The organism is Flavobacterium degerlachei, assembly GCF_900106645.1.
Classification (GTDB): Bacteria; Bacteroidota; Bacteroidia; order Flavobacteriales; family Flavobacteriaceae; genus Flavobacterium; species Flavobacterium degerlachei.
The window spans coordinates 104,841-127,221 of record NZ_FNMV01000007.1 but is presented as its reverse complement, the minus strand read 5'-3'; the positions used below and the strand labels follow the sequence as shown (position 1 = coordinate 127,221).

The 22,381-nt window shown below is 33.9% G+C and carries 24 protein-coding genes; 13 read left to right on the top strand and 11 right to left on the bottom strand.

All coding sequences use genetic code 11. The features are described 5' to 3' along the window. Positions 1-209 precede the first annotated feature (209 nt). The 3 genes from BLV91_RS08880 to BLV91_RS08870 all read left to right on the top strand — a co-directional run bounded on the left by BLV91_RS08880 (position 210) and on the right by BLV91_RS08870 (position 3,036). Positions 210-1,286 (top strand): outer membrane beta-barrel protein, encoded by a 1,077-nt coding sequence (locus tag BLV91_RS08880; protein ID WP_091431982.1) that lies wholly within the window; start codon positions 210-212, stop codon positions 1,284-1,286. Positions 1,287-1,462: 176 nt separating this feature from the next. Next, on the top strand, positions 1,463-1,801 hold the full coding sequence (locus BLV91_RS08875) for a P-II family nitrogen regulator (protein WP_091431980.1): 339 nt from the start codon (positions 1,463-1,465) through the stop codon (positions 1,799-1,801). 35 nt (positions 1,802-1,836) lie between these two features. After that, complete coding sequence (locus BLV91_RS08870) at positions 1,837-3,036, top strand: ammonium transporter (RefSeq protein WP_091431978.1); 1,200 nt, start codon at positions 1,837-1,839, stop codon at positions 3,034-3,036. Positions 3,037-3,142: 106 nt separating this feature from the next. On the opposite strand, the gene BLV91_RS08865 is transcribed toward BLV91_RS08870, so the two are convergent. Then, complete coding sequence (locus BLV91_RS08865; protein ID WP_091431974.1) at positions 3,143-3,706, bottom strand: DNA polymerase ligase N-terminal domain-containing protein; 564 nt, start codon at positions 3,704-3,706, stop codon at positions 3,143-3,145. 287 nt (positions 3,707-3,993) lie between these two features. Here BLV91_RS08865 and BLV91_RS08860 point away from each other — a divergent pair, with 287 nt between their 5' ends. Further along, complete coding sequence (locus tag BLV91_RS08860; RefSeq protein WP_175513985.1) at positions 3,994-5,082, top strand: DUF3667 domain-containing protein; 1,089 nt, start codon at positions 3,994-3,996, stop codon at positions 5,080-5,082. Between the two features lie 92 nt (positions 5,083-5,174). Here the strand turns inward: BLV91_RS08860 and BLV91_RS08855 are convergent, their stop codons facing one another. Beyond that, positions 5,175-5,531: a hypothetical protein gene (locus BLV91_RS08855; protein ID WP_091431972.1), complete on the bottom strand. Its 357-nt coding sequence runs from the start codon at positions 5,529-5,531 to the stop codon at positions 5,175-5,177. Positions 5,532-5,837: 306 nt separating this feature from the next. Here BLV91_RS08855 and BLV91_RS08850 point away from each other — a divergent pair, with 306 nt between their 5' ends. The 5 genes from BLV91_RS08850 to arsB all read left to right on the top strand — a co-directional run bounded on the left by BLV91_RS08850 (position 5,838) and on the right by arsB (position 8,808). Beyond that, positions 5,838-6,098, top strand: a complete 261-nt coding sequence (locus tag BLV91_RS08850) for a hypothetical protein (protein WP_091431970.1) — start codon at positions 5,838-5,840, stop codon at positions 6,096-6,098. A gap of 168 nt (positions 6,099-6,266) precedes the next feature. Further along, positions 6,267-6,599, top strand: a complete 333-nt coding sequence (locus BLV91_RS08845; RefSeq protein WP_091431968.1) for an ArsR/SmtB family transcription factor — start codon at positions 6,267-6,269, stop codon at positions 6,597-6,599. Positions 6,600-6,617: 18 nt separating this feature from the next. Beyond that, a complete protein-coding gene (locus tag BLV91_RS08840; protein ID WP_091431964.1) occupies positions 6,618-7,088 on the top strand; it encodes a DUF6428 family protein in 471 nt (156 codons plus the stop codon). Positions 7,089-7,108: 20 nt separating this feature from the next. Continuing rightward, positions 7,109-7,741, top strand: a complete 633-nt coding sequence (locus tag BLV91_RS08835; RefSeq protein ID WP_091431961.1) for an arsenate-mycothiol transferase ArsC — start codon at positions 7,109-7,111, stop codon at positions 7,739-7,741. A 2-nt stretch (positions 7,742-7,743) separates the two neighbouring features. Beyond that, positions 7,744-8,808 carry an ACR3 family arsenite efflux transporter gene (gene arsB, locus BLV91_RS08830; RefSeq protein ID WP_091431959.1) on the top strand — a complete coding sequence of 355 codons (1,065 nt, stop codon included), beginning with the start codon at positions 7,744-7,746 and terminating at the stop codon, positions 8,806-8,808. Between the two features lie 117 nt (positions 8,809-8,925). On the opposite strand, the gene BLV91_RS08825 is transcribed toward arsB, so the two are convergent. The 8 genes from BLV91_RS08825 to rocD form a co-directional block, all read right to left on the bottom strand. Then, positions 8,926-10,230: a M28 family peptidase gene (locus BLV91_RS08825; RefSeq protein ID WP_091431955.1), complete on the bottom strand. Its 1,305-nt coding sequence runs from the start codon at positions 10,228-10,230 to the stop codon at positions 8,926-8,928. A gap of 457 nt (positions 10,231-10,687) precedes the next feature. Then, positions 10,688-11,485, bottom strand: a complete 798-nt coding sequence (locus tag BLV91_RS08820; protein ID WP_091431952.1) for a DUF1853 family protein — start codon at positions 11,483-11,485, stop codon at positions 10,688-10,690. A gap of 92 nt (positions 11,486-11,577) precedes the next feature. Then, positions 11,578-11,946 (bottom strand): helix-turn-helix domain-containing protein, encoded by a 369-nt coding sequence (locus BLV91_RS08815; protein ID WP_091431950.1) that lies wholly within the window; start codon positions 11,944-11,946, stop codon positions 11,578-11,580. Positions 11,947-11,957: 11 nt separating this feature from the next. Beyond that, positions 11,958-12,254, bottom strand: coding sequence for a type II toxin-antitoxin system HigB family toxin (locus BLV91_RS08810; protein ID WP_091431948.1), 297 nt, complete (start codon positions 12,252-12,254; stop codon positions 11,958-11,960). Between the two features lie 461 nt (positions 12,255-12,715). Further along, positions 12,716-13,543 carry a hypothetical protein gene (locus BLV91_RS08805; RefSeq protein WP_091431945.1) on the bottom strand — a complete coding sequence of 276 codons (828 nt, stop codon included), beginning with the start codon at positions 13,541-13,543 and terminating at the stop codon, positions 12,716-12,718. A 150-nt stretch (positions 13,544-13,693) separates the two neighbouring features. After that, positions 13,694-14,230 carry a hypothetical protein gene (locus tag BLV91_RS08800; RefSeq protein WP_139262310.1) on the bottom strand — a complete coding sequence of 179 codons (537 nt, stop codon included), beginning with the start codon at positions 14,228-14,230 and terminating at the stop codon, positions 13,694-13,696. A gap of 608 nt (positions 14,231-14,838) precedes the next feature. Then, positions 14,839-15,801, bottom strand: coding sequence for an arginase (gene rocF, locus BLV91_RS08795; RefSeq protein ID WP_091431940.1), 963 nt, complete (start codon positions 15,799-15,801; stop codon positions 14,839-14,841). Positions 15,802-15,811: 10 nt separating this feature from the next. Further along, positions 15,812-17,095 (bottom strand): ornithine--oxo-acid transaminase, encoded by a 1,284-nt coding sequence (gene rocD, locus BLV91_RS08790; RefSeq protein ID WP_091431937.1) that lies wholly within the window; start codon positions 17,093-17,095, stop codon positions 15,812-15,814. Between the two features lie 231 nt (positions 17,096-17,326). Between rocD and BLV91_RS08785 the strand changes: the two genes are divergently transcribed. The 4 genes from BLV91_RS08785 to BLV91_RS08770 all read left to right on the top strand — a co-directional run bounded on the left by BLV91_RS08785 (position 17,327) and on the right by BLV91_RS08770 (position 20,970). Continuing rightward, positions 17,327-17,779 carry an Lrp/AsnC family transcriptional regulator gene (locus tag BLV91_RS08785; protein WP_091431935.1) on the top strand — a complete coding sequence of 151 codons (453 nt, stop codon included), beginning with the start codon at positions 17,327-17,329 and terminating at the stop codon, positions 17,777-17,779. A gap of 322 nt (positions 17,780-18,101) precedes the next feature. After that, positions 18,102-18,878, top strand: a complete 777-nt coding sequence (locus BLV91_RS08780; RefSeq protein WP_091431933.1) for a dienelactone hydrolase family protein — start codon at positions 18,102-18,104, stop codon at positions 18,876-18,878. A 31-nt stretch (positions 18,879-18,909) separates the two neighbouring features. Next, positions 18,910-19,944: a DUF3667 domain-containing protein gene (locus tag BLV91_RS08775; RefSeq protein WP_091431931.1), complete on the top strand. Its 1,035-nt coding sequence runs from the start codon at positions 18,910-18,912 to the stop codon at positions 19,942-19,944. A gap of 6 nt (positions 19,945-19,950) precedes the next feature. After that, the gene (locus BLV91_RS08770; RefSeq protein ID WP_091431929.1) at positions 19,951-20,970 is read left to right on the top strand and encodes a M28 family peptidase; all 1,020 of its coding nucleotides are present in this window, start codon (positions 19,951-19,953) and stop codon (positions 20,968-20,970) included. Positions 20,971-21,167: 197 nt separating this feature from the next. Here the strand turns inward: BLV91_RS08770 and BLV91_RS08765 are convergent, their stop codons facing one another. Further along, a complete protein-coding gene (locus BLV91_RS08765) occupies positions 21,168-22,373 on the bottom strand; it encodes an NAD(P)-dependent oxidoreductase (RefSeq protein ID WP_091431926.1) in 1,206 nt (401 codons plus the stop codon). Between the last annotated feature and the right edge of the window lie 8 nt (positions 22,374-22,381).

Genomic DNA, 22,381 nt, shown 5'->3' with positions numbered 1-22,381 from the left:
CCATATTATAATTCTATATTTTTTGTTTATTAATAATTCCGCATCTTTTTCAGCAAAAAGTCAAATTATATTTATTTTTCTTAAATAAAAGTTAATAAATTCGCCACAATAAACAACAAAACATGTTTTAAATGCAAGAATAGCCAAGGAGATTTTGTTTATCACCCTAAATCATTCTTTTCTAAAAATCTACTAACAAAACACTAAAAATGAACGAGCACAACAACAAACTAACAACAGAAACCAATCAATTAACTAAAACTAAATTAAACATGAAAAAAGTAATATTAACTTTAGCATTAGCGCTAACAGCCACTGCGGTATTTGCACAAGACACTCCACTAGAAATTTCAGGTTCAGGTGATCTTTATTATAAATATGACTTTTCTAAAACAGCAAACATCCCAACAAGTTTTGCTTCTGACCAAAATTCTGTCTCTTTAGGAATGATTGATATTGCATTGAAAAAAACTACAGGAAAAACTTCTTTTGTAGGTGAAATTTCTTTCGGACCTAGAGGCCAATTTCAATCCATTTTAAATTCAGACGGAACTTACGATGAATTAGGAGCTAACTCATTCCACATTCAAAACTTGTATGCTACTTATGCAGCTACTGAAAAATTAAGTTTCACAGCTGGTTTTATGGGAACATTTATAGGTTATGAAGTAATTTCTCCATTAGCCAATTTTCATTATTCAACTTCTTACTTATTTACCAATGGGCCATTTCAAAATGCAGGTATAAAAGCAAATTATGCTATCTCTGATAAAGTTGGTTTAATGGTAGGTGCATTTAACGATGCCTGGAATTCATACACTGCAGATGCATTTAAAGGTCTGAATGCCGTAGGAGCTCAATTGTCTTTAACTCCAACTGAAAACATAAGCGCTTATATCAACTTTATGGATGGTTCAGTAAGTGGTACTATTATCGACTTAACAGCTACATTCCAACTAACTGATAAATTTTTATTAGGACTAAATGCTGCTGACTATTCAAATGAAGGTGATGTAGGTTATTCAGGTGTTGCCGTTTACCCATCATATACTGTAAACGACCACTTTGGTTTAGGTTTACGTGCTGAGTATTTTGATTACAAAGCAGGTTCTGGAGATAATTCAGTTACTGCATTAACATTCTCTGCTAATTTAAAATCCGGAGGTTTAACTTTTATTCCTGAGTTTAGATTAGATAATGGTTCTGAGGAAAATTTTATTAAGTCAAATGGAGCTCCAACTAAATCTGCTTCACAAATGTCCTTAGCATTAGTTTACGGTTTCTAATCCAACATAAATATAAGGGGCTGTTTTCGAAGTCAGTCCGCTCATTATTATCCAGTTTTAAATGGATTATTACCCCTTTGGTTTCTCTAAATAAACCAAATCTTATTTAAGCCTTAAAAATTAGAGGAGAGTACATTCTATTCTCCTGAAATCAAGTAAAAAAAAACAATTTTATTATGAAAAAAATCGAAGCTGTTATTCGCAAATCAAAATTTGATGATGTTAAAAAAGCATTACATCAAATCGAAGTGAATTTCTTTAGCTACTGGGATGTTACCGGAGTAGGAAATGAAAAAGAAGGTCATGTGTACAGAGGAATAACTTATAGTACAACAGACATTCAAAGAAGATATATATCTGTAGTAGTTACAGATCCCTTTTTAGAAAAAACTATTGACGCCATTTTGGAGTCTGCTTATACTGGAATGGTAGGAGACGGTAAAATATTTGTTTCTGACATACAAGAAACTTACAGAATCAGAACTAAAGAAAAGGGAACGGACGCTGTTAGCTAATTCACTTTTAAAACTAATAAATAAAAAAATATATTATGGATACGAATGCTGTATTAGACTTAATGTGGGTGGTAATCTGCGGAATTTTAGTGTTTTTCATGCAAGCTGGGTTCACACTTGTGGAAACTGGTTTTGCAAGAGCAAAAAACAGTGGAAATATAATAATGAAGAATTTGATGGACTTTTGTATCGGTACTGTCGGGTTTTGGGCTATTGGGTACACCATCATGTATGGTGATTCTATTGGATCTTTTATAGGGAATCCAAGCTTGTTTTTTGATAGTGTCAAAGACATGCACAGTTTGTTTTTTCAAACTGTATTTGCCGCAACTGCCGCAACAATTGTATCAGGTGCAATCGCTGAAAGAACAAAATTCTCAACATACCTTATCTTCTCTTTGATGATGACTGTGTTTATCTACCCAATTTCAGGACACTGGGTTTGGCAAGGTGACGGTTGGTTAACTGACTTAGGTTTTATTGACTTTGCTGGATCAACAGTTGTGCACTCTGTAGGAGGATGGGCTTCATTAGTAGCAGCAATCATGGTTGGACCAAGAATAGGAAAATATACTGACGGAAAATCAAATGCGATCCCAGGTCACAATCTTATGTTAGGAGCACTAGGGGTTTTCATCCTTTGGTTGGGTTGGTTTGGATTTAATGCTGGTTCTCAATTAGCAATTTCAGGAGATAATGCTACTGCAGTTGCAGGTATCATTATAACGACAAATATTGCTGCTGCAACAGGAGCTTTGGCTGCTATGTTTGTAACTTGGGCAGTATATGGAAAACCAGATATTTCAATGACTTTAAATGGAGTATTAGCAGGTCTAGTAGGAGTAACTGCAGGTTGTGCAGCAGTTAGCCCGTTTGGAGCCGCTTTTATTGGACTTATTTGCGGTACAGTAGTTGTCTTTGCCATTGAGTTTATTGATAAAAAATTAAAGGTAGATGATCCAGTTGGAGCAGTTTCTGTACATGGAGTATGTGGTGCTTTAGGTACCTTATTAGTTGGTGTATTTGCAACTGATGGTGGTTTACTTTATGGTGGAGGTTTCAATTTACTAGGAGTTCAAGCAATTGGAGTATTTGCAATTGGAGCTTGGGCAATCACTACCTCTTTCATCGTATTGTTTATCTTAAAGAAAACTATGGGATTGAGAGTAACCAAAGAAGAAGAAATAGATGGTTTAGATATTCATGAGCACGGTACAAACGTGTACAATAATTAATTATACCCAATTTTCAACAAGTTAGTTTTTTGGACTAAAACCTGTAACATATTATTTGTTGCGGGTTTTGGTTTTTATAAGAATTAATAGTTTTACTATTTTTTCATTAAACCATATCTTCTAAAGTTTGATTTGAAATCACCGATCTATCTTGTTGCAAAATATCATCAGCTATTGCAAATTCGTCCTTTTTTTTAATCAGCAGCCAGGCATTTTCCTGTTTTCCTTTTAATTTAACCAATGTGAATTCTCCTTTCAATTTTTTTCCCTTTAGAACAAAAGCCAAATGCCCTTTTGTCAAACCTTCATTGAACGTTTTTTCGATGTTTTCAGTATTCTCAGTCAAAGTATAACTACCACTATCCCAAACAATCACTTTTCCCGCACCATAATTTCCCTCAGGAATAATGCCTTCAAAATCCTTATAAGAATACGGATGATCCTCAACCATTATCGCCAGTCTCTTATCAATGGGATTCATAGACGGTCCCTTTGGTATGGCCCAACTTTTTAAGACTCCTTCCATTTCCAGACGGAAATCATAATGCAAATGTGATGCAGCATGTTTTTGAACTACAAAAATCAATTCTCTTCTAGGTTCTACAATTTCAGCTTTAGGCTCATTAGTCGAACTAAAATTACGCTTTTGGATATATTTATTCAATGACATGGCACTTATGGTTATTGTTGAAACCTATATAAAAGTTACGATTTTTATTTTATGCAGCATGTCGGTATTTATTTTTTATCTATTTACCTATTCCTTAAATTCTAATCATTTTATTTATCGAATTAAAAACTACAACTAAAGGCTTAATCTTGATACCATCTTAAACTAATATTAGTTAGTACTATATCGTTTTAATAGTTAATTAAAGAATAAATATCAATAAAAAGTCATAAAAATCGGTTGAAATTGTAATAAATTTACAACCCTGAATTGATTCAAAATAATACATGTCAAAAGATAAATTACGTATAGATAAAAACTGCCTAAACTGTGATCATGTTGTAGAGGAACTGTACTGCCCTAACTGCGGACAAGAAAACACTCCAAGCCGTCAAACTTTCCATCATCTATTCATTCATTTTTTTGAAGACTTAACGCATTACGACAACTCGTTTTGGAGAACAATAGTTTACTTATTCTTCAAACCCGCCGCTTTGACTAAAGCCTACATGGATGGAAAGCGAATGTCATTCTTAGCACCAGTCAGGTTGTATATATTTATCAGTTTTGTGACGTTCTTGACGATTTCACTTTTTCCAACCGAAACGGTAAACACAAAAGTAATTTTAAAGGATACGAAAAATAATAAAGAGTTAATAATACCAACCATCGACTCTTTGCATATTGAGGAAAAAAGTGTCAATGGCTTAACTAAGGTGGGGATTCTTTCCCAAAAAAATAATGACACCATAATTAAAATACTACAACAGACCACCGAAATTGACCACGGAAAATCCAACAATAAAGAAGTAGCTGATTTTGGATACAAATCCGTAACAGAGCTAGATTCAATCCAAAAACATGGCGATAACGAAATAAAAGTAAGTAAGACAGAATATTGGTTTCTAAAGAAATGGCTCGCAGTAAAAGAAGAAAATTCAAATGAGCAAATTGTTGAAAAATTCATGTATGCTTTTACGAGTAACATACCAAAGGTTCTATTTTTATACATGCCCTTTTTTGCATTAACGCTTTGGTTATTTCATGACAAGAAAAAATGGTATTATTTTGATCACGGAATTTTTACATTACATTATTTTTCCTTTTTACTTTTGCTAATTTTAACTCTTTTTCTGACTGAGAAAGTGATGCTCCTATTTGCCACCACTCCAGTTACGGATTGGATTCGTTTTAGTATAAAATCAGTTGGAATATTCTGGATGATTTACTATTTTTTCCCTGCGCATCGTCGTTACTACCAGCATGACTTTTTAACATCATTGTACAAAAGCAGCTTGATAATTTTAATTAATCTTGTTGTACTCTTTATTCTGGTGGTCCTATTTGCGCTGTATACTTTTAACGAGATTCATTAGAGGTTAAAACTATTTAAGTTTTCACCAATACTTATTGCACTGCCATTTTGAACAAAAATGGCAGTACTTTCAATAACTTCTACTTACAGGTTTTAACCATTATCCTCTTCTAAGTCATTGTGGTTATCTCCACCAATACTATAATGGTTATTTTCTTCATCTTCACTCCCTATCTCTTCTTGTGCATCATCTAATTCAGATCCAGGAATATCTAAATCTCCACCAGACATATCGTCCTCAAAGTTCTTTTCATTCAATTCACTACGATTATTAATTTCCACAGGGATCTTTTTTTTAGTGATATCGGCAGGATTTATATCTCCCTCTTTTTTTAATTTGTTGTAAATATCTTCTGTTGGGGGATACAATAGAGAGTCTGGCAACTTATTTTTGTCATCTAACTCTTTTTTTTGGCCTTTAGTGTTTGATTTAATATCTTTCTTTTTCATCTTGCTTATATTTTCAAATTGTTAGTTTTCAACACACTAAGTTAATCATTTCTAAATAGAAACAAAAAAAATACTACCCTTAAAATAATTGAACTCCTTCCTTTAATAAATTCATTTTTTACTGAAGCCTTTTTTCAACGATAATAAACAACCGCAATAATTTCTACCTCAAATTAAGTTTGATGAGGCTGTAAAAAAAAGTACTCCTTTTTGACTATTGAATCTGATAAATCCTTAAATTTAAACTGCTGAAAAACCTACTAAATTTCAGCAAAACAAATAGCAATAATTTTAAAAAATTAAAATATGGGAATATTAGAAAAAAACGTAATTCCGGGAAACCATGGAAAAACATTTGGAACAAATGCCAAGGAAGATGCTGATCTTTCACAAATTAAAAACAGTATCTCTGAAATTGACGGAATAGTAGACGTTATATTAAACACCAGTATTTTTCCAAGGGAATTTACCGTTCACACAAGTAAAATGGTGGCTATCGATGAAATCGAAAACAAAGTAAAAAAAGTGGGATTTCATGCCATACCTAAAGCAACATTCACCTTATAATATTTTTCTGGATTTACATCAAAAAATTAATGCCAAATCAATTTCCTTAAATTATTCCAATTGAATCAAGTGCCATTTTGATTCAGTTGGGATTTTTGTAAAAAAAAAGCAATCAATATTTTTTTTACGTTTATTTATATCGTAATATTGCAATATAAATATATAGCGATGGGAATTACTAAAACAGAACATTTCACTGAGGCGCAAAACGAGTTGGCGGTCTTAGCAAAAGCAATAGGACATCCGGCCCGTATTGCCATAATACAACACCTAATCAAGGTAAACAGTTGCGTATGCGGCGATATCGTAAACGAGCTTCCCCTTGCCCAGCCCACAGTTTCCCAACATTTGAAAGAATTAAAAAATGCTGGACTTATAAAAGGAAACTTTGAAGGAAATGCAATCTGCTATTGTCTTAACGAAGAAGGTTTCGAGAAAATAAAAGATTTTTTCGAAAATATCAATAGCTATTTAGAAAACAAAAAAAATCAATGTTGTTAATTATAAAGATTTAAAATCATGAAACTATCAGAAATTAAAAAACAGTTGAGTACACTAGAAAATGTAACATTTGTATTACCAAACGGAACTTATGTACCAGAACATTTTCATGTCACAGAAGTAGGTTTAATCACTAAGAATTTTATTGACTGTGGTGGAAAAGTAAGAGAAGAAATCGTTGTAAACTTCCAGTTATGGGATGCCAATGATTTTGAACACCGCTTGAAACCAAAAAAATTATTGGATATTATTGAACTATCTGAAAAAGTGTTAGGCATTAAAGATCATGAAATAGAAGTCGAATACCAATCAGATACGATCGGGAAATACGATTTAGGTTTTAACGGAAAAGATTTTACTTTGGTAAACAAACTTACTGCATGTCTAGCGGAAGATCAATGTGGAATTCCTAAAGATAAACAAAAAGTAAAAATATCTGAAATACCAAGTCAAAATAACAGCTGTACTCCTGGTGGAGGTTGTTGCTAATCTAAAATTCACTACCGAAAATGATGCCATCAAAAACCAAGATTTTCCCTGCAATCGAGAAGGAAATACTTTCTTTTCATCCAGAAAATATTTCGCAAGAGCGCAGAGCTATTTTGCAACCGTTGATAGATTTTATCCAAATAAAAACAAGCAATCAAGAAGAAATCAGACTCAACTTTATTTGCACGCACAATTCAAGGAGAAGTCATTTGTCCCAAGTATGGGCACAAACAGCGGCGTCTTATTTTAATTTCAGCAATGTATTTTGCTACTCCGGAGGTACTGAGGCTACTGCTATGTTCCCAATGGCCGCACAAACACTTGCTAAATCTGGATTTAAAGTAAAAACCCTGTCTGAAGGAAAGAATCCTGTTTACAGTATTAAATATACGGATAACGAACATCCTATTATTGGTTTCTCTAAAACCTATGATGATGATTTTAATCCACAAGCTGAATTTGCAGCAATTTTAACTTGTTCTAGTGCTGATAGCGGCTGCCCCTTTATTGCTGGTGCCGAAAAAAGAATTCCAATTACTTTTGAAGATCCAAAGGCTTTTGATAATACGACACAACAAGAAGAAAAATATCACGAAAGAAGCATGCAAATTGCTACTGAGCTCTTTTATGTATTCTCACAAATTAAAAAATAAATATGTCGGCAAATAATTGTGCTCCAGTAGCAGAAAGAAAAAAATTAGGCTTCTTAGATAGTTACTTAACCCTTTGGATTTTCCTTGCCATGGCATTAGGAGTAGCCATCGGGTATTTTATCCCTTCTAGTAGCGGTTTCATTAATTCCTTTTCAAACGGAACAACAAATATTCCGTTAGCAATTGGGCTAATCCTGATGATGTATCCACCACTTGCCAAAGTGAAATACGAACAAATGGGCCAAGTCTTTAGAAACACAAAAGTATTAGGCGCTTCTCTTTTCCTAAATTGGATTGTTGGCCCTATTCTAATGTTTGTTTTGGCTTTAACTTTCTTAAACGGTTATCCGGAATACATGATAGGAGTAATACTTATTGGTCTTGCCCGTTGTATTGCCATGGTTGTAGTATGGAATGATCTTGCCGATGGTGACAGAGAATATGCCGCAGGATTGATTGCTTTAAACAGTATTTTCCAAGTATTGCTTTACAGCGTTTATGCCTACATTTTTATAACGATTCTCCCACCCTATTTTGGTTACACTGGCTTCGAAGTTAACATTAGCATTGCACAAATTGCTGAAAGTGTAGGTATCTATTTAGGAATTCCTTTTGCCTTAGGAATCATAAGCCGTTATGCTCTTATTAGTTTAAAAGGAGAAGATTGGTTCCAAAATAAATATGTTCCCTTTATTTCTCCAATTACCCTAATCGCTTTATTATTTACAATCGTAATTATGTTTAGCCTAAAAGGAGAAATGATTGTGCAAATCCCAATGGATGTCGTTCGTATTGCAATTCCACTTGTAATTTACTTTACAATCATGTTTGTCATTAGTTTTTTTACAGGAAAATATTTTGGTGCTGATTATTCAAAAAGTACCGCTATTGCTTTTACGGCAACGGGAAACAATTTTGAATTAGCAATTGCAGTTGCCATTGGTGTTTTCGGAATCAACAGCGGGCAGGCATTTGCAGGAGTAATTGGTCCACTAGTAGAAGTTCCCGCTTTAATTGCATTGGTAAACGTCGCTTTTTGGTTTAGAAAAAAATACTACTCCAATTAGAAAATAGTGGGGTTCAAATCAGTCAATCCAAATTTTACAATAAAAAAAAAAGCCCAAAATCTATCAGTAGATTTTGGGCTTTTACTAGTTATCAATTTAAACAAATAGTTGTTTTATCTATTTCAACTTCGCAGTATCCACTCTCGTTGGCGTGTCTTTTCCGCTGATGATTGTAGACGAACTAATCGCGATGGCTTTAATGATTTCGGTCATGTTATTCATATCTAAAGTTCCTATTTCATCACTTGCTTTATGGTAATTGGGTTCGTTATCCATTTTAGAAGTCGAAATTGTATGTGCAGGAACTCCAAGTCTTGCCAATGTAGCATTGTCAGATCTATAGAATAATTGTTGGTCCGTGTACGGATCCGGGTAGAACTTAAATTTTGATCCTTCTAGGTTTTTCTGTAGAATTTCACCCATACTTGATTTCTCAAAACCAGTAATATAAGCCGAGTTTTTTCCCCATTTCGATTCCGTTCCTATCATTTCAAGATTGAACATCGCCATAACTTGCGCTGGATCTAATTGTTTCGAAAAATATTTAGAACCATATCCGCCCAATTCTTCGGCTACAAAAGCGGTGAAGATGATAGAACGCTCGTTATTATTTAATTTCTTGAAATAGTCCGCAAGTATCATTACAGCCGTTGTTCCCGCTGCATCATCATTAGCACCATTATAAATCGAATCAGTAGCGTCGTGTTGTTCCCCTTCTGCCGGAGAACCTACGCCAAGATGATCGTAATGTCCCGAAAATATTACATATTCATTAGGTTTACTTTTTCCTTTCAAAACCCCAACCACATTATTTAATTTTTGAGTCGTAATCGCATTCGTCGCTTCAATAGAGAAATGCGTCGCCTCCGTTGGACCAAAAACAAACACGACAGTATTCTTTCCTGGAGTCGCTGCCATTTGGGGCATGTGTTGCATATTAGGGATTACTTTCCTAAACGAATCATCCACAAGAACAAGTAGGTTTTTATCGCTTTGGTAGTACTCATAAAACTTAGGTCCAAAAGAATCTCCAGCCCTAATATTCACCACGGCAACAGGACTGTTCTCCGTAAAAGAAACCTGAGGCTGGTATGAGAACGAAATCATTGATCCTGCATCAATAGCCTTACCGTCAATTGTTACCTCCAGACTTTTTCTTTTGGCTTCTGTCATCGCAAATTCCTGCTTGTAATCCTTCGCACCATTAAAGGTTTGTAAGCCTGCTTTCTTGAATTGTGACTCAATATATCCCGAAGCTTTATCAATTCCTGGCGTAAAGGCTCTACGCCCTTGCATATCATCTGCCGCAAGTACCGTCTCTACTTCAGTTACTTTTTTGACACTAATAATTTTATCGATGGACTGTGCCTGCACCATTAAACCGGAACAAAGCACAAGACCACTTAATACAATTCTTTTCATATATATAATTTTAGATATTAATAGCTTCTACAGTAAGAGTGTACTATTGGAAATGTGTTACAGTAAATTTAAAAAAATTACCATCAGTAGAATAATTAATTAGATCAACAACGCTGTCATTCTCCCAATTTACACTCTGATTATTAGTTTACAGGCAAAATCGATGACTTTTTTTCTTTTGGAGCAGAACGATCTTCGTTTTCAAAAACGTCTCCTCCTGCTGTACGCTATATTCCCTCTTAATAAAAACTACGGCTAAAAAAGCCTTGTTTTTCTAAATCGGGAGATGCCACTGCCATCAGGGCTATGAATCGCGAATGATTTTCATAATAGCATTTACATAAAAGGTCATTACGAGCACAGATACAATCACGCTAATAAAGTATTGTGAAAAAGCTCTTTGATGAAATCCCTAGTTACCATTCAGGAACCACTTTGTAAACGCTAGGTTTTGAAGCTACCACCACACAATAAAAAAAGAAATATAAGTTCCCTTGTATTTTTGCCAGCACAATGGCGCCTGTTTTTCTTTTATACTTGTAGCAATTTGATCTTCTATTTCTTTATAAGGTTTCCAAATTCCATTTTCAGAAGCTTCCATTCCCCACTCTTTTTTTGAAGGTAAATAATAGGATTTTTCAGGATTATCAAGGCTAAGAAAGGTTTCTAAATCTAAATAATACCCTTTAATGGCTTTCTCATAAACGGGAGATAATTTGGTTTTAAATTCATAGGGCACAAATAAGGAAACTAATAAGCAAAGTGCTTGAGAAACAGTATCAATATCGATAGTATTAAATTCTGATGCTGTGCAACTATGGTACAATAAAGGGAATTGTTTCCTTTTTAACTTGTCTAATTTCTCGCTTAAAGAATCGTTTCTATTGGGACCAATCCAATTGTTTATAGGGTCTATAGAAATACTAGGATCAAACAGGTAGAATTTATAGGCTAATTCCAAGTGAATTATCTTTTTATCAACTCTATTTTCAATGATAAAGTCAATTTCACCTATGGTTTTCTGATCTTCAATTATCTGAAAATGTTCACATAGCACCTTGTAATTGACAGAGGATTTAATCAGTTCAGAAACAATTTTTTCTGCCAAATGCCCCAACCTTATATTGGTTGGTAATTGAAATTCCAAATCATTTTGAATACTTAGTTCTGATAAATGAAAAGATGGCAAACCGGTAACTGATGCGTCTAAACTATTCCCTTTTACTATTGACGCTATCCTAGATTTAGTATTCATTTTTAATCAAATCAAATTTTTAATCGAATTCCTTTTTTGTTAAGTGATAGAACTGTGTTTTGAGAAATCTCTAGCAAACTTGATTGTATTTTTTATTTAGTCAATTGATAATTATTCACTAATACAGATGCCGAAATATTTAAAACTCTTTCAAGTTCTCTTATCATATCAACTGTTAGCCTTTTTTTCTTATTTAATACTTCCGAGACGCTGCTTTTTCCTCCAATAATCCCAATTAAATCTTTTTGCTTTATATTCATTTCTTCCATTCTGATTTTAATCGCTTCAATGGGATCTGGAGCTTCGATAGGGAAATATTGATTCTCGTAATTATCAATTAACATTGTCAAAATTTCTGCTTCATCACCTTCTTTTGAATTAGGAGCTGCATCAAATAGTACTTCAAGTCTTTCTAGCGCTTGCTCGTAATCACTTTCTGTTTTAATAGGTCTAATTTCCATAATTCTTAAGTTTAAATTGTGTCCGCATTTATTTTATCATATTCAGCATGTGTCCCAATGAATCTAATGAATGCCCACTGCCTTTCGCAATTGAACTTTACAATAAGTCGATATGAATTTCCTTTTATATTAAATACAATCCTGCTGTCCTTCAATATACTTGCATTAATATACGTTTGTTTGATTTCATTTAGTGAATTCCAATTTGAATTCTTAGCCGTTTCGTTCCAAGTCTTTAAATATTGCTCAGCATCAGCGTGCTTTTCCCAAAAATCTCTCAATGTCTTTTTGGCAATGATTCTTTTCATATCGTCTAAATATAAGGCAAATACATACAAAAGTTCTTGATTAGCGAACTTTTGTGTTCGTTTTGATAAATTATACACAGTTCATTGCGAAGAATCCTCTGGTGCTCGATTGCATCGAGTACCTGCTTACTTATGAAAACAATACAGAGCGTTTGCAACGCGGCTCAATACCAATTCACCATAACGGTTCACTTTTCAGTACAAAACACAGTATTTGTTTCTTTACAATTACTATTCAGTTAATCTCTTTCGCGCTAATCAATTTCAGCTTAAATAGGAGTTATTCAAGTTGCAAGCGCTACGATTTATTTTTTAATTTAAGTAGGTACTCATCGCAGACGACACTTTACTTTGTATTTAATAAAAAACACTAAATTTATTCAAAGGAAAGCAGAGGTGAACTTTTATGTTAGTGCGCTGTTCACGTATCACACCAAATGATTCTTGAGGTAGCCGGGCTACTACAGGTATTTTATATTATTTCTTGTTATCCAAGATGGTTTTCCGTTATAGAGTAATTTTTCTTCGATACAATTTCCGTGCAAGTCATATTTGTACTCAAATTTTGTACTCTCTATCAACTTTTTCTCTCCATTAGCAATACTAAATTTTTCAATTTTTATTCTATCATTATTGAAATTGTATGTAGTTTTATACAATGTATAAAGCATATTTTCGGAACTATACCATTTAGATAGAATTTCATTTCCGTTTTCATCATATTCAAATGCAATTTTAGACTCTTGGTTTCCTAAATTGTTATAAAATATTATCTCAAATTCTCTCCATTTACTATTATACTTAAGTAATGAATTACTGGAAATAGATCCATCGCTTTCTCTAATAATTTCTCTATTCAGTTTGTTTTTTCTGTCAATATCGTTTTTGGTTATAGATTTTTTCCCTCCACTTATATATTCCCTTTCCGTTTGTTGTCCATATTTGTTATACTTATAATTGTTTTGAACATTTATAGAACTATCGATGTTATAAAAAATATTTTTAATCTCGTTTCCGTATTTGTCATAAGTATACTTAGTTCCTCCAGAACTGGGAGAGCCATCTGATTTAAAATCCTTGCTTTTAACTTTTCGTCCTTTAGTATCATAGGAAGAAATAACTTTAAAGCGCATTTCTTCTTTAGATAAACTATCCGTATATGTTATTCTATAGGTTATAGATTCAACTTCTATTGGTTCATTTTTAAAACCGTCATAAGCATCTAAATATTTTAAATTAGAGCAACTAGAAAAAATGAATAATATTATTAGATACTGAATTTTCCTCATATGTGTGGTAATGTTCTGGCGCTTTGCGAGCTTGGGGAATAAAGATGCGAGATTTTTCGGTTAAACGAAAATACGATTTAAAAACGATAATTCGTCCGCTACCGCTGTTGTGAGACGTTTTTATCTTATTATAATTTATATTTTTAAAAGCTATTGAACAGGCACACCATCTTTAATTTTAAACTCTCCAATTACTTTATCTTTCCAGTATATTTTAAAGCTCCCCGAATCTTTTTGAGTTTTAAAAATCGGGAAACTGAATGTTAGTTTTAAATTATTACTTTTAAAAGCTTCAGGTTTTAATCTATATCTATATTTCTCATTTAAATTAGCAACAAGTGCTTTAGAATAAAAGTCAAAGTTTTCAATTCCATTTTGTGAATATCTTATGAATGGATCTTCGTTTTCTATCAATTCTATTTTATCGGCAAACAAACCATTTGAGAAGCCATATTGAATAACCCCGTCAGGTCGGTAGCGGATTTTATTGTCTACATCAACTACAGATATATTATTAAAATCTAAAGTTTTTTTTGTAGAAAAATCGTAAAATTTTGCACTAAAATATACTCTAAATCTAGTTTCATCTGGGCCCGTCAGCGTTTTAGAGCATTTTAGTTTTGCTCCGTCCAAAACATTTTTTTTTACACCATGATGTTCAAGTTCTATTTCTACATTTTCAATCAAAGGATGTTTATATTGAGAAAATGAAAGATTAATTAATGATAGATATAGTGTTGATAGAAACAAGAATTTTGTCATAGTCTATTTTGATTTTTTAATGAATAATTGATTAAATCTACCTGAGTTCGTTCTGCAAAATGTCTCACAACTCCTTTATGGGAGCCATAAAGTAGCTCCAATCCAACCACCTTTGGGCGACTTTGTGCCACAACTGTAGCTTATTTTACTTTTTCAAACATACAAATTAATCTCCGAAAAATCTGAATAAATAATTCGATAATCAACTCATTTTCAAATATAACTCCTTCTTAAAAATAAACTTTACGGGAAACCACATACAAACGAATTAAACCATATATCCCCTAGCCCCGGTAGTAGTGAAAACCCCATGGAGGTAGAAAACCACTTTTACTGACAGTGGCAGAGCGACAAGCCTCACCCCCAACCCCTCTCCGAAGGAGAGGGTAGCCAAAAGCTCCTGCCAGCGCTTAGTAAAAGGGTTTGAGACCAAATGGGTTGTAACGAATGACGGTATTAGCTACTAAAAAAGGAAATCCCCAAAATCTATACTACTAGACTCTGGGGATTTGTATATAAAATCAAATAGGGATTTAAGCGATCCATAAATCGATTGTTTCTGTAACCTGCTCTAAAACTTCAAATGCGGTCTCGGCCATCTTGTTTCCTTTGGTATCTAATAAAGGGTTTACCTCCACTACTTCTAAACAAACGACTTTTTTACTCTTCACAATTTGGTTGATGATTTCAATCACCTCAAATTGATCAAAGCCTTTTGGAACTGGAGTTCCAGTACCATAAGAAATCATATCACAATCCATTGAATCGACATCAAAAGAGATGTAAATCATATCGCAATTTGATAATTTAGCTAAGGCTTCATCAACGCAAGTTTGCAAACCTCTATAACGAACTTCAGCAACCATATAGTTTCTGATTTTCAATTTCTCAATTTGTTTATCCTCTGCTTCTTCAGTATCACGAACACCAAAATAGACTAGATTTCCTGGGTCAATTTTTGCACCAGGACAACCAATATTTTTCATGTCCTCCCAGTGTTTTTTTGTTTCAGGAGTAATTTCATTGACTTGACAATCTAAATTATCATCAGCAAGTGCTGCAGATAAAGGCATACCATGAATGTTTCCCGAAGGAGAGGTATACGGAGAATGCAAATCAGCATGAGCGTCAATCCAAACAACACCTAGTGTTTTTCTAGGGTAAACTGCTTTAATACCACTTATTGTTCCTAATGCCGAAGAATGATCACCAGATAATACTATAGGAAAGTAATTAGCTTCAATATTATGTTTTACGGCATAACTAACACGCGTACATTGCTCTACAACATGCTCGATTCTTTTGGCAAAATTATTATTATTCTTGTCGTAGATACTTTCGTTATGCGTCTTAACATCCTCAAAAGGAAACCTATTAAAGTAACCGCTATTTTGATTGATAGCAGCAATTTCAATAGCGTCGATCCCCATATCAGAGCCGCGTGTTCCAGCTCCGATGTCAGACCGGTTTTTTATTAATTTTATAGCTCTTTCCATAATAATTTATTTATTTGAAATCGTTAAGCGCTTTTTCTATGATTGCAAGACAGTCTTGAATTTGAGCTTCAGTAATAACTAATGGCGGAGCAAAACGTATTTTGTTACCATGTGTTGGTTTTGCCAACAAACCGTAGTCTCTAAATCTTAAGCAAATTTGCCAAGCTAAATCAGACTCTTCATCACAATTAATTACTATAGCATTTAGCAAACCTTTACCTCTCACTAGTTCGATTAGTGGGTTTCTAGAAGCTATATCATTCAGTCCTTTTCTTAATATAATTCCTAAACGTTCTGCATTTTCGGACAAGTTTTCTTCACGAACTACTTCAAGAGCTGCAACCGCAACAGCCGCTGCAACAGGATTCCCTCCAAAAGTGGAACCGTGCTGACCTGGTTTGATTACGTTCATAATAGCATTATTAGCCAATACCGCAGATACGGGATATACACCTCCTGAAATTGCTTTTCCTAAGATAAGGATATCTGGTTTCACTTCTGGTTTATTTTCACATCCTTTTTCACAAGAACAATTTCCACAAGTTGCTAATAATCTTCCTGTACGAGCAATTCCTGTTTGAACTTCATCTGCAATGAACAATACATTATGAGCTTCACAAAGTGCTTTGGCTTTTGCTAAATAACCTTCGGTAGGAACATAAACTCCAGCTTCTCCTTGAATAGGTTCCACTAAGAAACCTGCTATATTTGAACTTGATTTTAAAGCTGCTTCTAGAGCGTCAATATCATCATAGGCAATTTTAATAAAACCATCTGTAAACGGACCAAAGTTTTTACGTGCATTTTCGTCATTTGAAAACGAAATGATAGTTGTAGTTCTTCCATGGAAATTATTCTCACAAACAATAATTTGTGCTTGATTTTCAGGAATTCCTTTTACTTCATAAGACCATTTTCTACAAATTTTCAAAGCCGTTTCAACTGCTTCGGCTCCTGTATTCATTGGTAATACTTTGTCAAAATCAAAATATTTAGTCACATATTCCTCAAAAACACCCAACTGATCATTATGAAAAGCACGAGAAGTCAATGTTAATGTTTGTGCTTGTTTTACCATTGCCCCAACAATTTTTGGATGACAATGTCCTTGATTTACTGCTGAATATGCAGATAAGAAATCATAATATTTTTTACCATCTACATCCCATACAAAAACTCCTTCTCCTTTTTCAAGAACTACCGGTAATGGATGATAATTATGGGCTCCATATTTATTTTCTTTTTCGATTAACGCTTCTGCCTTTGAAGAGAGTGTTTGATGTTTTTGTTCCATGATATGTTTTATTTTTATGATTCTGAAATACAAAACTACAAATATTTTTGTCTTTCGCAATAAAAATAGACGTTTTTGACTTATTAATTGTTATATAAAACTAATTTTACTAAAAAATACAGTTTTAAAAGTCATTTTATAAAAATTAAATCTGCATTTCTACCGGAAAAAGAAAAAAATAATTACTTTTATAGCTAATAAAGTTACGCATTTAAATTTAAAAAAAATTTCATGGATATATTAGATGAATTTGATATTAACATCATAAAAGAATTAGAGAAAGATGGTCGTATGGCCTACTCGGCAATTGCTACTACTTTAAAAATATCAAACACCATGGTGCATCAGCGTATCAATAGACTGATGGAGCAAGGAATTATTACTGGTATAAAGCCAATAATCAACGAAAAAAAAATAGGCTATGACTGGGGTGCATTTACAGGAATTACCTTAAATAAAGATGAGGATTCTAGTAGAGTCATTGATGAGTTGAAAAAAATCCCTGAGGTAACGGAATGTTATTTTATCACAGGCTCTTTTACCTTATATATAAAAATGATAGCAAGAGACCATGAACACATGAGAAAGTTGCTGTATGAAAAAATTGATACCATTCAAGGAATTGCCAAAACAGATTCCATGATTGAATTGGGTTGTGCTTTTAAAAGAAACATTAGCCTTTAAAGTTACAGCCAGACATTGCGGCTAATTAGTACAAGCCTTTTTTTTACCACATAGAAAATCATAGAAACTGAAATTCCATTAAAAGGAAAAATATAAAGTACCACTATTTTTTAAATAGTTTAGCCAGCTCATCAGTTAAAGAGCAATCAATCTTTGTTAAAAACCTCTACTCCTATGCTCTTATATAGCAATAGGAGTGACAACCAATAGTAAAATACTTTATTCTGTTGCTAAACAATTATTAAAAAAACTGTAAATTAGTAGGACATTTAATAGTTCGCCATTTAATTTCGGATATTTGTACATACAAACATATAGCATTATGAAAAATATAAAATACTTTATTCTGGGGCTCCTTATCTATTCAAACAGCTCTTTCGCACAGTTAAAAGCGACAACTTACAAAGACGGAAATCAGGTTTTAAATGGTTTTGAAATTTCACCAAAGAAAAAGAAAAGCTCCAAAAAACCGGGAATCCTTATCCTTCCAGCCTGGAGAGGAGTTGATAAAGCATCTAAAGATATAGCTGCTGATTTAGCAAGCTTAGGCTACTACGCTTTTATTGCCGATATTTATGGAGCGGGTAATTATCCAAAAGATAATGCAGAAGCGGGTCAAAAGTCTGGTTACTATAAAACGAACTACACCGAATATCAAAAACGAATTTGTTTAGCATTAGATCAATTGATTAAGGCTGGAGCTAATCCTGACAACATTGTAGTTATCGGGTATTGTTTTGGTGGTACAGGTGCGCTTGAAGCCGCTCGTGCACATCTAAATGTAAAAGGCGTGGTTTCCTTTCATGGTGGTTTAGCAAGAGACGAAGCCAGAGCTATTGAACCTATCACAGTTCCTGTTTTAGTATGTCATGGTGCTGATGACCCGTACGAATCAAAAGAAGAAATTACCGCTTTCCAACAAGAAATGCGTGATACAAAAGCCGACTGGCAAATGATTTATTATGCGAATGCGGTACATGGATTTACCAATCCTGAATACGGAGACGACAATTCTAAAGGAGCTGCATACAATGAAAAAGCGGCAAAGCGCTCTTTTGAACATTTAAAACTTTTCCTGCATGAAGTTCTAAAAAAGTAACTAGGGTTCATAACCCCAAAATTTCTTTATTATGAGTAAAAATCCTCAAAGAAAAGATAAGACTTGCTTAAATTGCAGATATGTTGTACAAAACAGATTCTGCTCTAACTGCGGACAGGAAAACATAGATATCAGAAAAACTTTCCATCAGCTTTTTATCCATTTCTTTGAGGATTTGACCCATTACGAAAATGCGTTCTGGAAAACCATCAAAAACCTTATTCTCAAACCGGCAACCCTTACAAAGGAATACCTGTCCGGTAAAAGGCTATCCTATCTGGCACCAATACGCCTTTATATTTTTATCAGTTTCATTACGTTTTTCTTGATTGGTGCCTTTCCAGATAATAAAATCGAACTCTCCGATCCCAACCCAAAACAAACGACTGATTTAAAAATAAATAAACTGATCCATCCGGACCAACTTGCAAAAGACAATTTAGACTCCATTCAAAAAACGATCAATAAATCGGTTGAACTTAACGACCAGGCCGAAAAACCATTAAATTTCGGAATTAAAACAGTTAGAGAATTAGACTCCATCCAAGAATTTGGCAAAGCAGAAGACAAATACAGTAGCTTTGAATATTCAATTATTAAGAAGGTCTTGACAGTGACTGAGCATAATACAATAGATGAAATTATAGCAAAATTCAGAACTTCCTTCCTTCATGATTTTCCAAAAGTATTATTTATCTACCTGCCTATTTTCGCTTTTTTTCTATGGCTTTTTCACAACAAAAAAAAGTGGTACTATTTTGACCACGGTATTTTTACCCTCCATTATTTTTCATTCTTGTTATTACTTATTTTAATCCTGTTCCTTACTGATAAAATCTTTTTGTTAATTGAAAAATCCAGTACGACAAGTTTCATAAGCGGATTAATATATTTTGCAGGCTTTGGCTGGATGCTTTATTACTTTTTTCCAGCTCATCATCGTTTTTATGGCGAATCAAGACTGGTTTCCTTCATAAAAACGATATTTTTATTTTTTATAAACTTCATCATAATAATTTTATTACTTTTATTGTTTGCCTTTTACACTTTTATAAATCTTCACTAAATCATAATGAAAAAAATCATTTCATTGAGCCTACTGCTGACTCTTTGCATCAGTTGTGCCACTACCAAAGAAGCTGTCGCCCAAGACAATTCTGACCCAACAAAATACATGGCTTCTATTACAGCAAATGAATTAAAAACACATCTTTATGTTGTCGCTTCTGACGGAATGGAAGGTCGTGAAACTGGTTCGCCTGGACAAAAAAGAGCTGGTGCTTACCTAATTAGTCAATATGAAAAAAATGGTGTTTCTTTTCCTAAAGGCGCCACTAACTTTTATCAACCCATTCCAGCAGCTTACCTAAACGCAAAACGCAATGAAGGCTTATCTGATTCAGAGAATATCTGGGCGTTTATTAAAGGTTCTGAAAAACCAGAAGAGGTGGTTGTTATTTCCGCACATTACGACCATGTAGGGGTAAAAAACGGAGATGTCTATAACGGTGCTGACGATGACGGATCAGGAACAGTTGCATTACTTGAAATTGCTGAAGCATTCGAAATAGCAAGAAAAGAAGGTCACAGCCCTAAAAGGTCCATCCTTTTTCTTCATGTTACTGGCGAGGAGCACGGTTTACACGGTTCGCGTTTTTACTCTGAAAACCCATTATTTCCATTAGCAAATACTATTGCCGACATCAATATTGATATGATAGGCCGTCGTGATGAATTCCATCCTGATTCAAACAACTATGTATATTTAATTGGTGCTGATCGTTTATCGAGTGATTTACACAACATCTGCTTCGCTGCAAATGACAAATACACGCAAATGAATTTAGACTTGAAATACAATGACCCTATGGATCCTCAACATTTTTACGAGCGCTCTGATCATTATAATTTCGCAAAAAATGGTATTCCTTCCGTCTTCCTTTTTAACGGGGTTCATGCTGATTACCACCAAAAAAGTGACACGCCTGACAAAATCGAATACGATGCTTTAGAAAAAAGAGCAAAATTTGCTTTCACAATTGCCTGGGAATTGGCTAATAGAGAAAATAGACCAGTTGTAGATAAAAAATAGCTGTTGCATTTGGGCACATCCCGCAAAAAAAGCGGGTCGGGCTATTCGCTTCAATCTTTTTAGTCTCGTCCTAAAAACGAGATAAAAAAGGATTTTCGCTACTATCCCTTGTGCAAAACCCATAAAAAAAGAGCTTTGAAGTGATTCAAAGCTCTTTTTTTTATTCTTAATTTCAAGACAACAATCTTGAAACAACATTATTCTTTTCCGTCCACAAAGTCTTGTAAATAACTAAATCTTGGCGTCAATTTACCGTTTTCGGTCATTTTAGCTCTTTCTAGAATTCCATCTTTATCACCATTAAAAAAAGCAGGAATCACATGCTGCATAAACATAGCTCCAAAACCCTCACTAGCATCTTTAGGCAACTCACAAGGTAAATTATCAACTGCCATAACCACAATAGCGGCCGGGTGAAAAACATCTACTTCCTTGTGCTCCGAAGGTAAATAGCCATACAAAGGCTCTGCAATGGTAGAGGCTCTAAGTGTACATCCTATAGGACCATCGATATCACAAGACACATCACCTACTACTTTTACTTTACAATCTTTAGACTGTAACATGGCTTTAGTAAGAATATCTGGCGCTTCATTTCCATGAAAATGCCCTGTAATCACAATATCAGAAACCTTAGTAAAACGTTCAAAGTTACCCACGTACTCTTTTGGGTTAGTGTAAAAATCTTTACAATTTAAAACCTGCCCGTCAATACGCTTGTTATAGTCTAATACATCAATTTGAGTATAAACGGCCTGAGCATATTTCTTTGTCAAGAAATTATCAACTGATACTTCAGTAATTTTGATAGCGTCAAGGATTTCCTTTATTCCACTACCTACCTTACCACTTCCAGTAACTACAAATTTAATAGGAGGAAAAACAATACGTTTTAATTGCGCAATCAACTCTTCTCTTCCAGATAGCGTTTCTGCTTTTGGTAATTTAAACAATTCAAATTTTATCCCAAAAGCACGAATAGTATTGTATGCTCCTACAATCCCAGCGTATCTTCCAAAACCAATTAATCGTCGCCCATTAGCGTCAACTATAGTTTCATGATCATACATTGTGATGTTTCTTTCCAGAATTGTTTGTAATAACGTTCTGTTATAGGGTTGCTTTTTTATAGTGTGCGAAAAAAAGAAATAAGATTTATTTGGAATCAAATTATACACAGGAACTTCCTTCACCCCAAATAAAACATCGCAATCACTAATATCTTCAGCAACTTCAATTCCTAAATTTTTATATTGATCATCTGTGAATATTCGAATGTCAGAGCTTTCCACTTTTACAATAGCATCAGGAAAAAGCTGTTTTAACTGCACTAATGCATTGGGTGAAAAAACTACTCTTCTGTCCGGTGGACTCTTTCTTTCTTTTAAAATTCCGAATTTCATATCTTAAT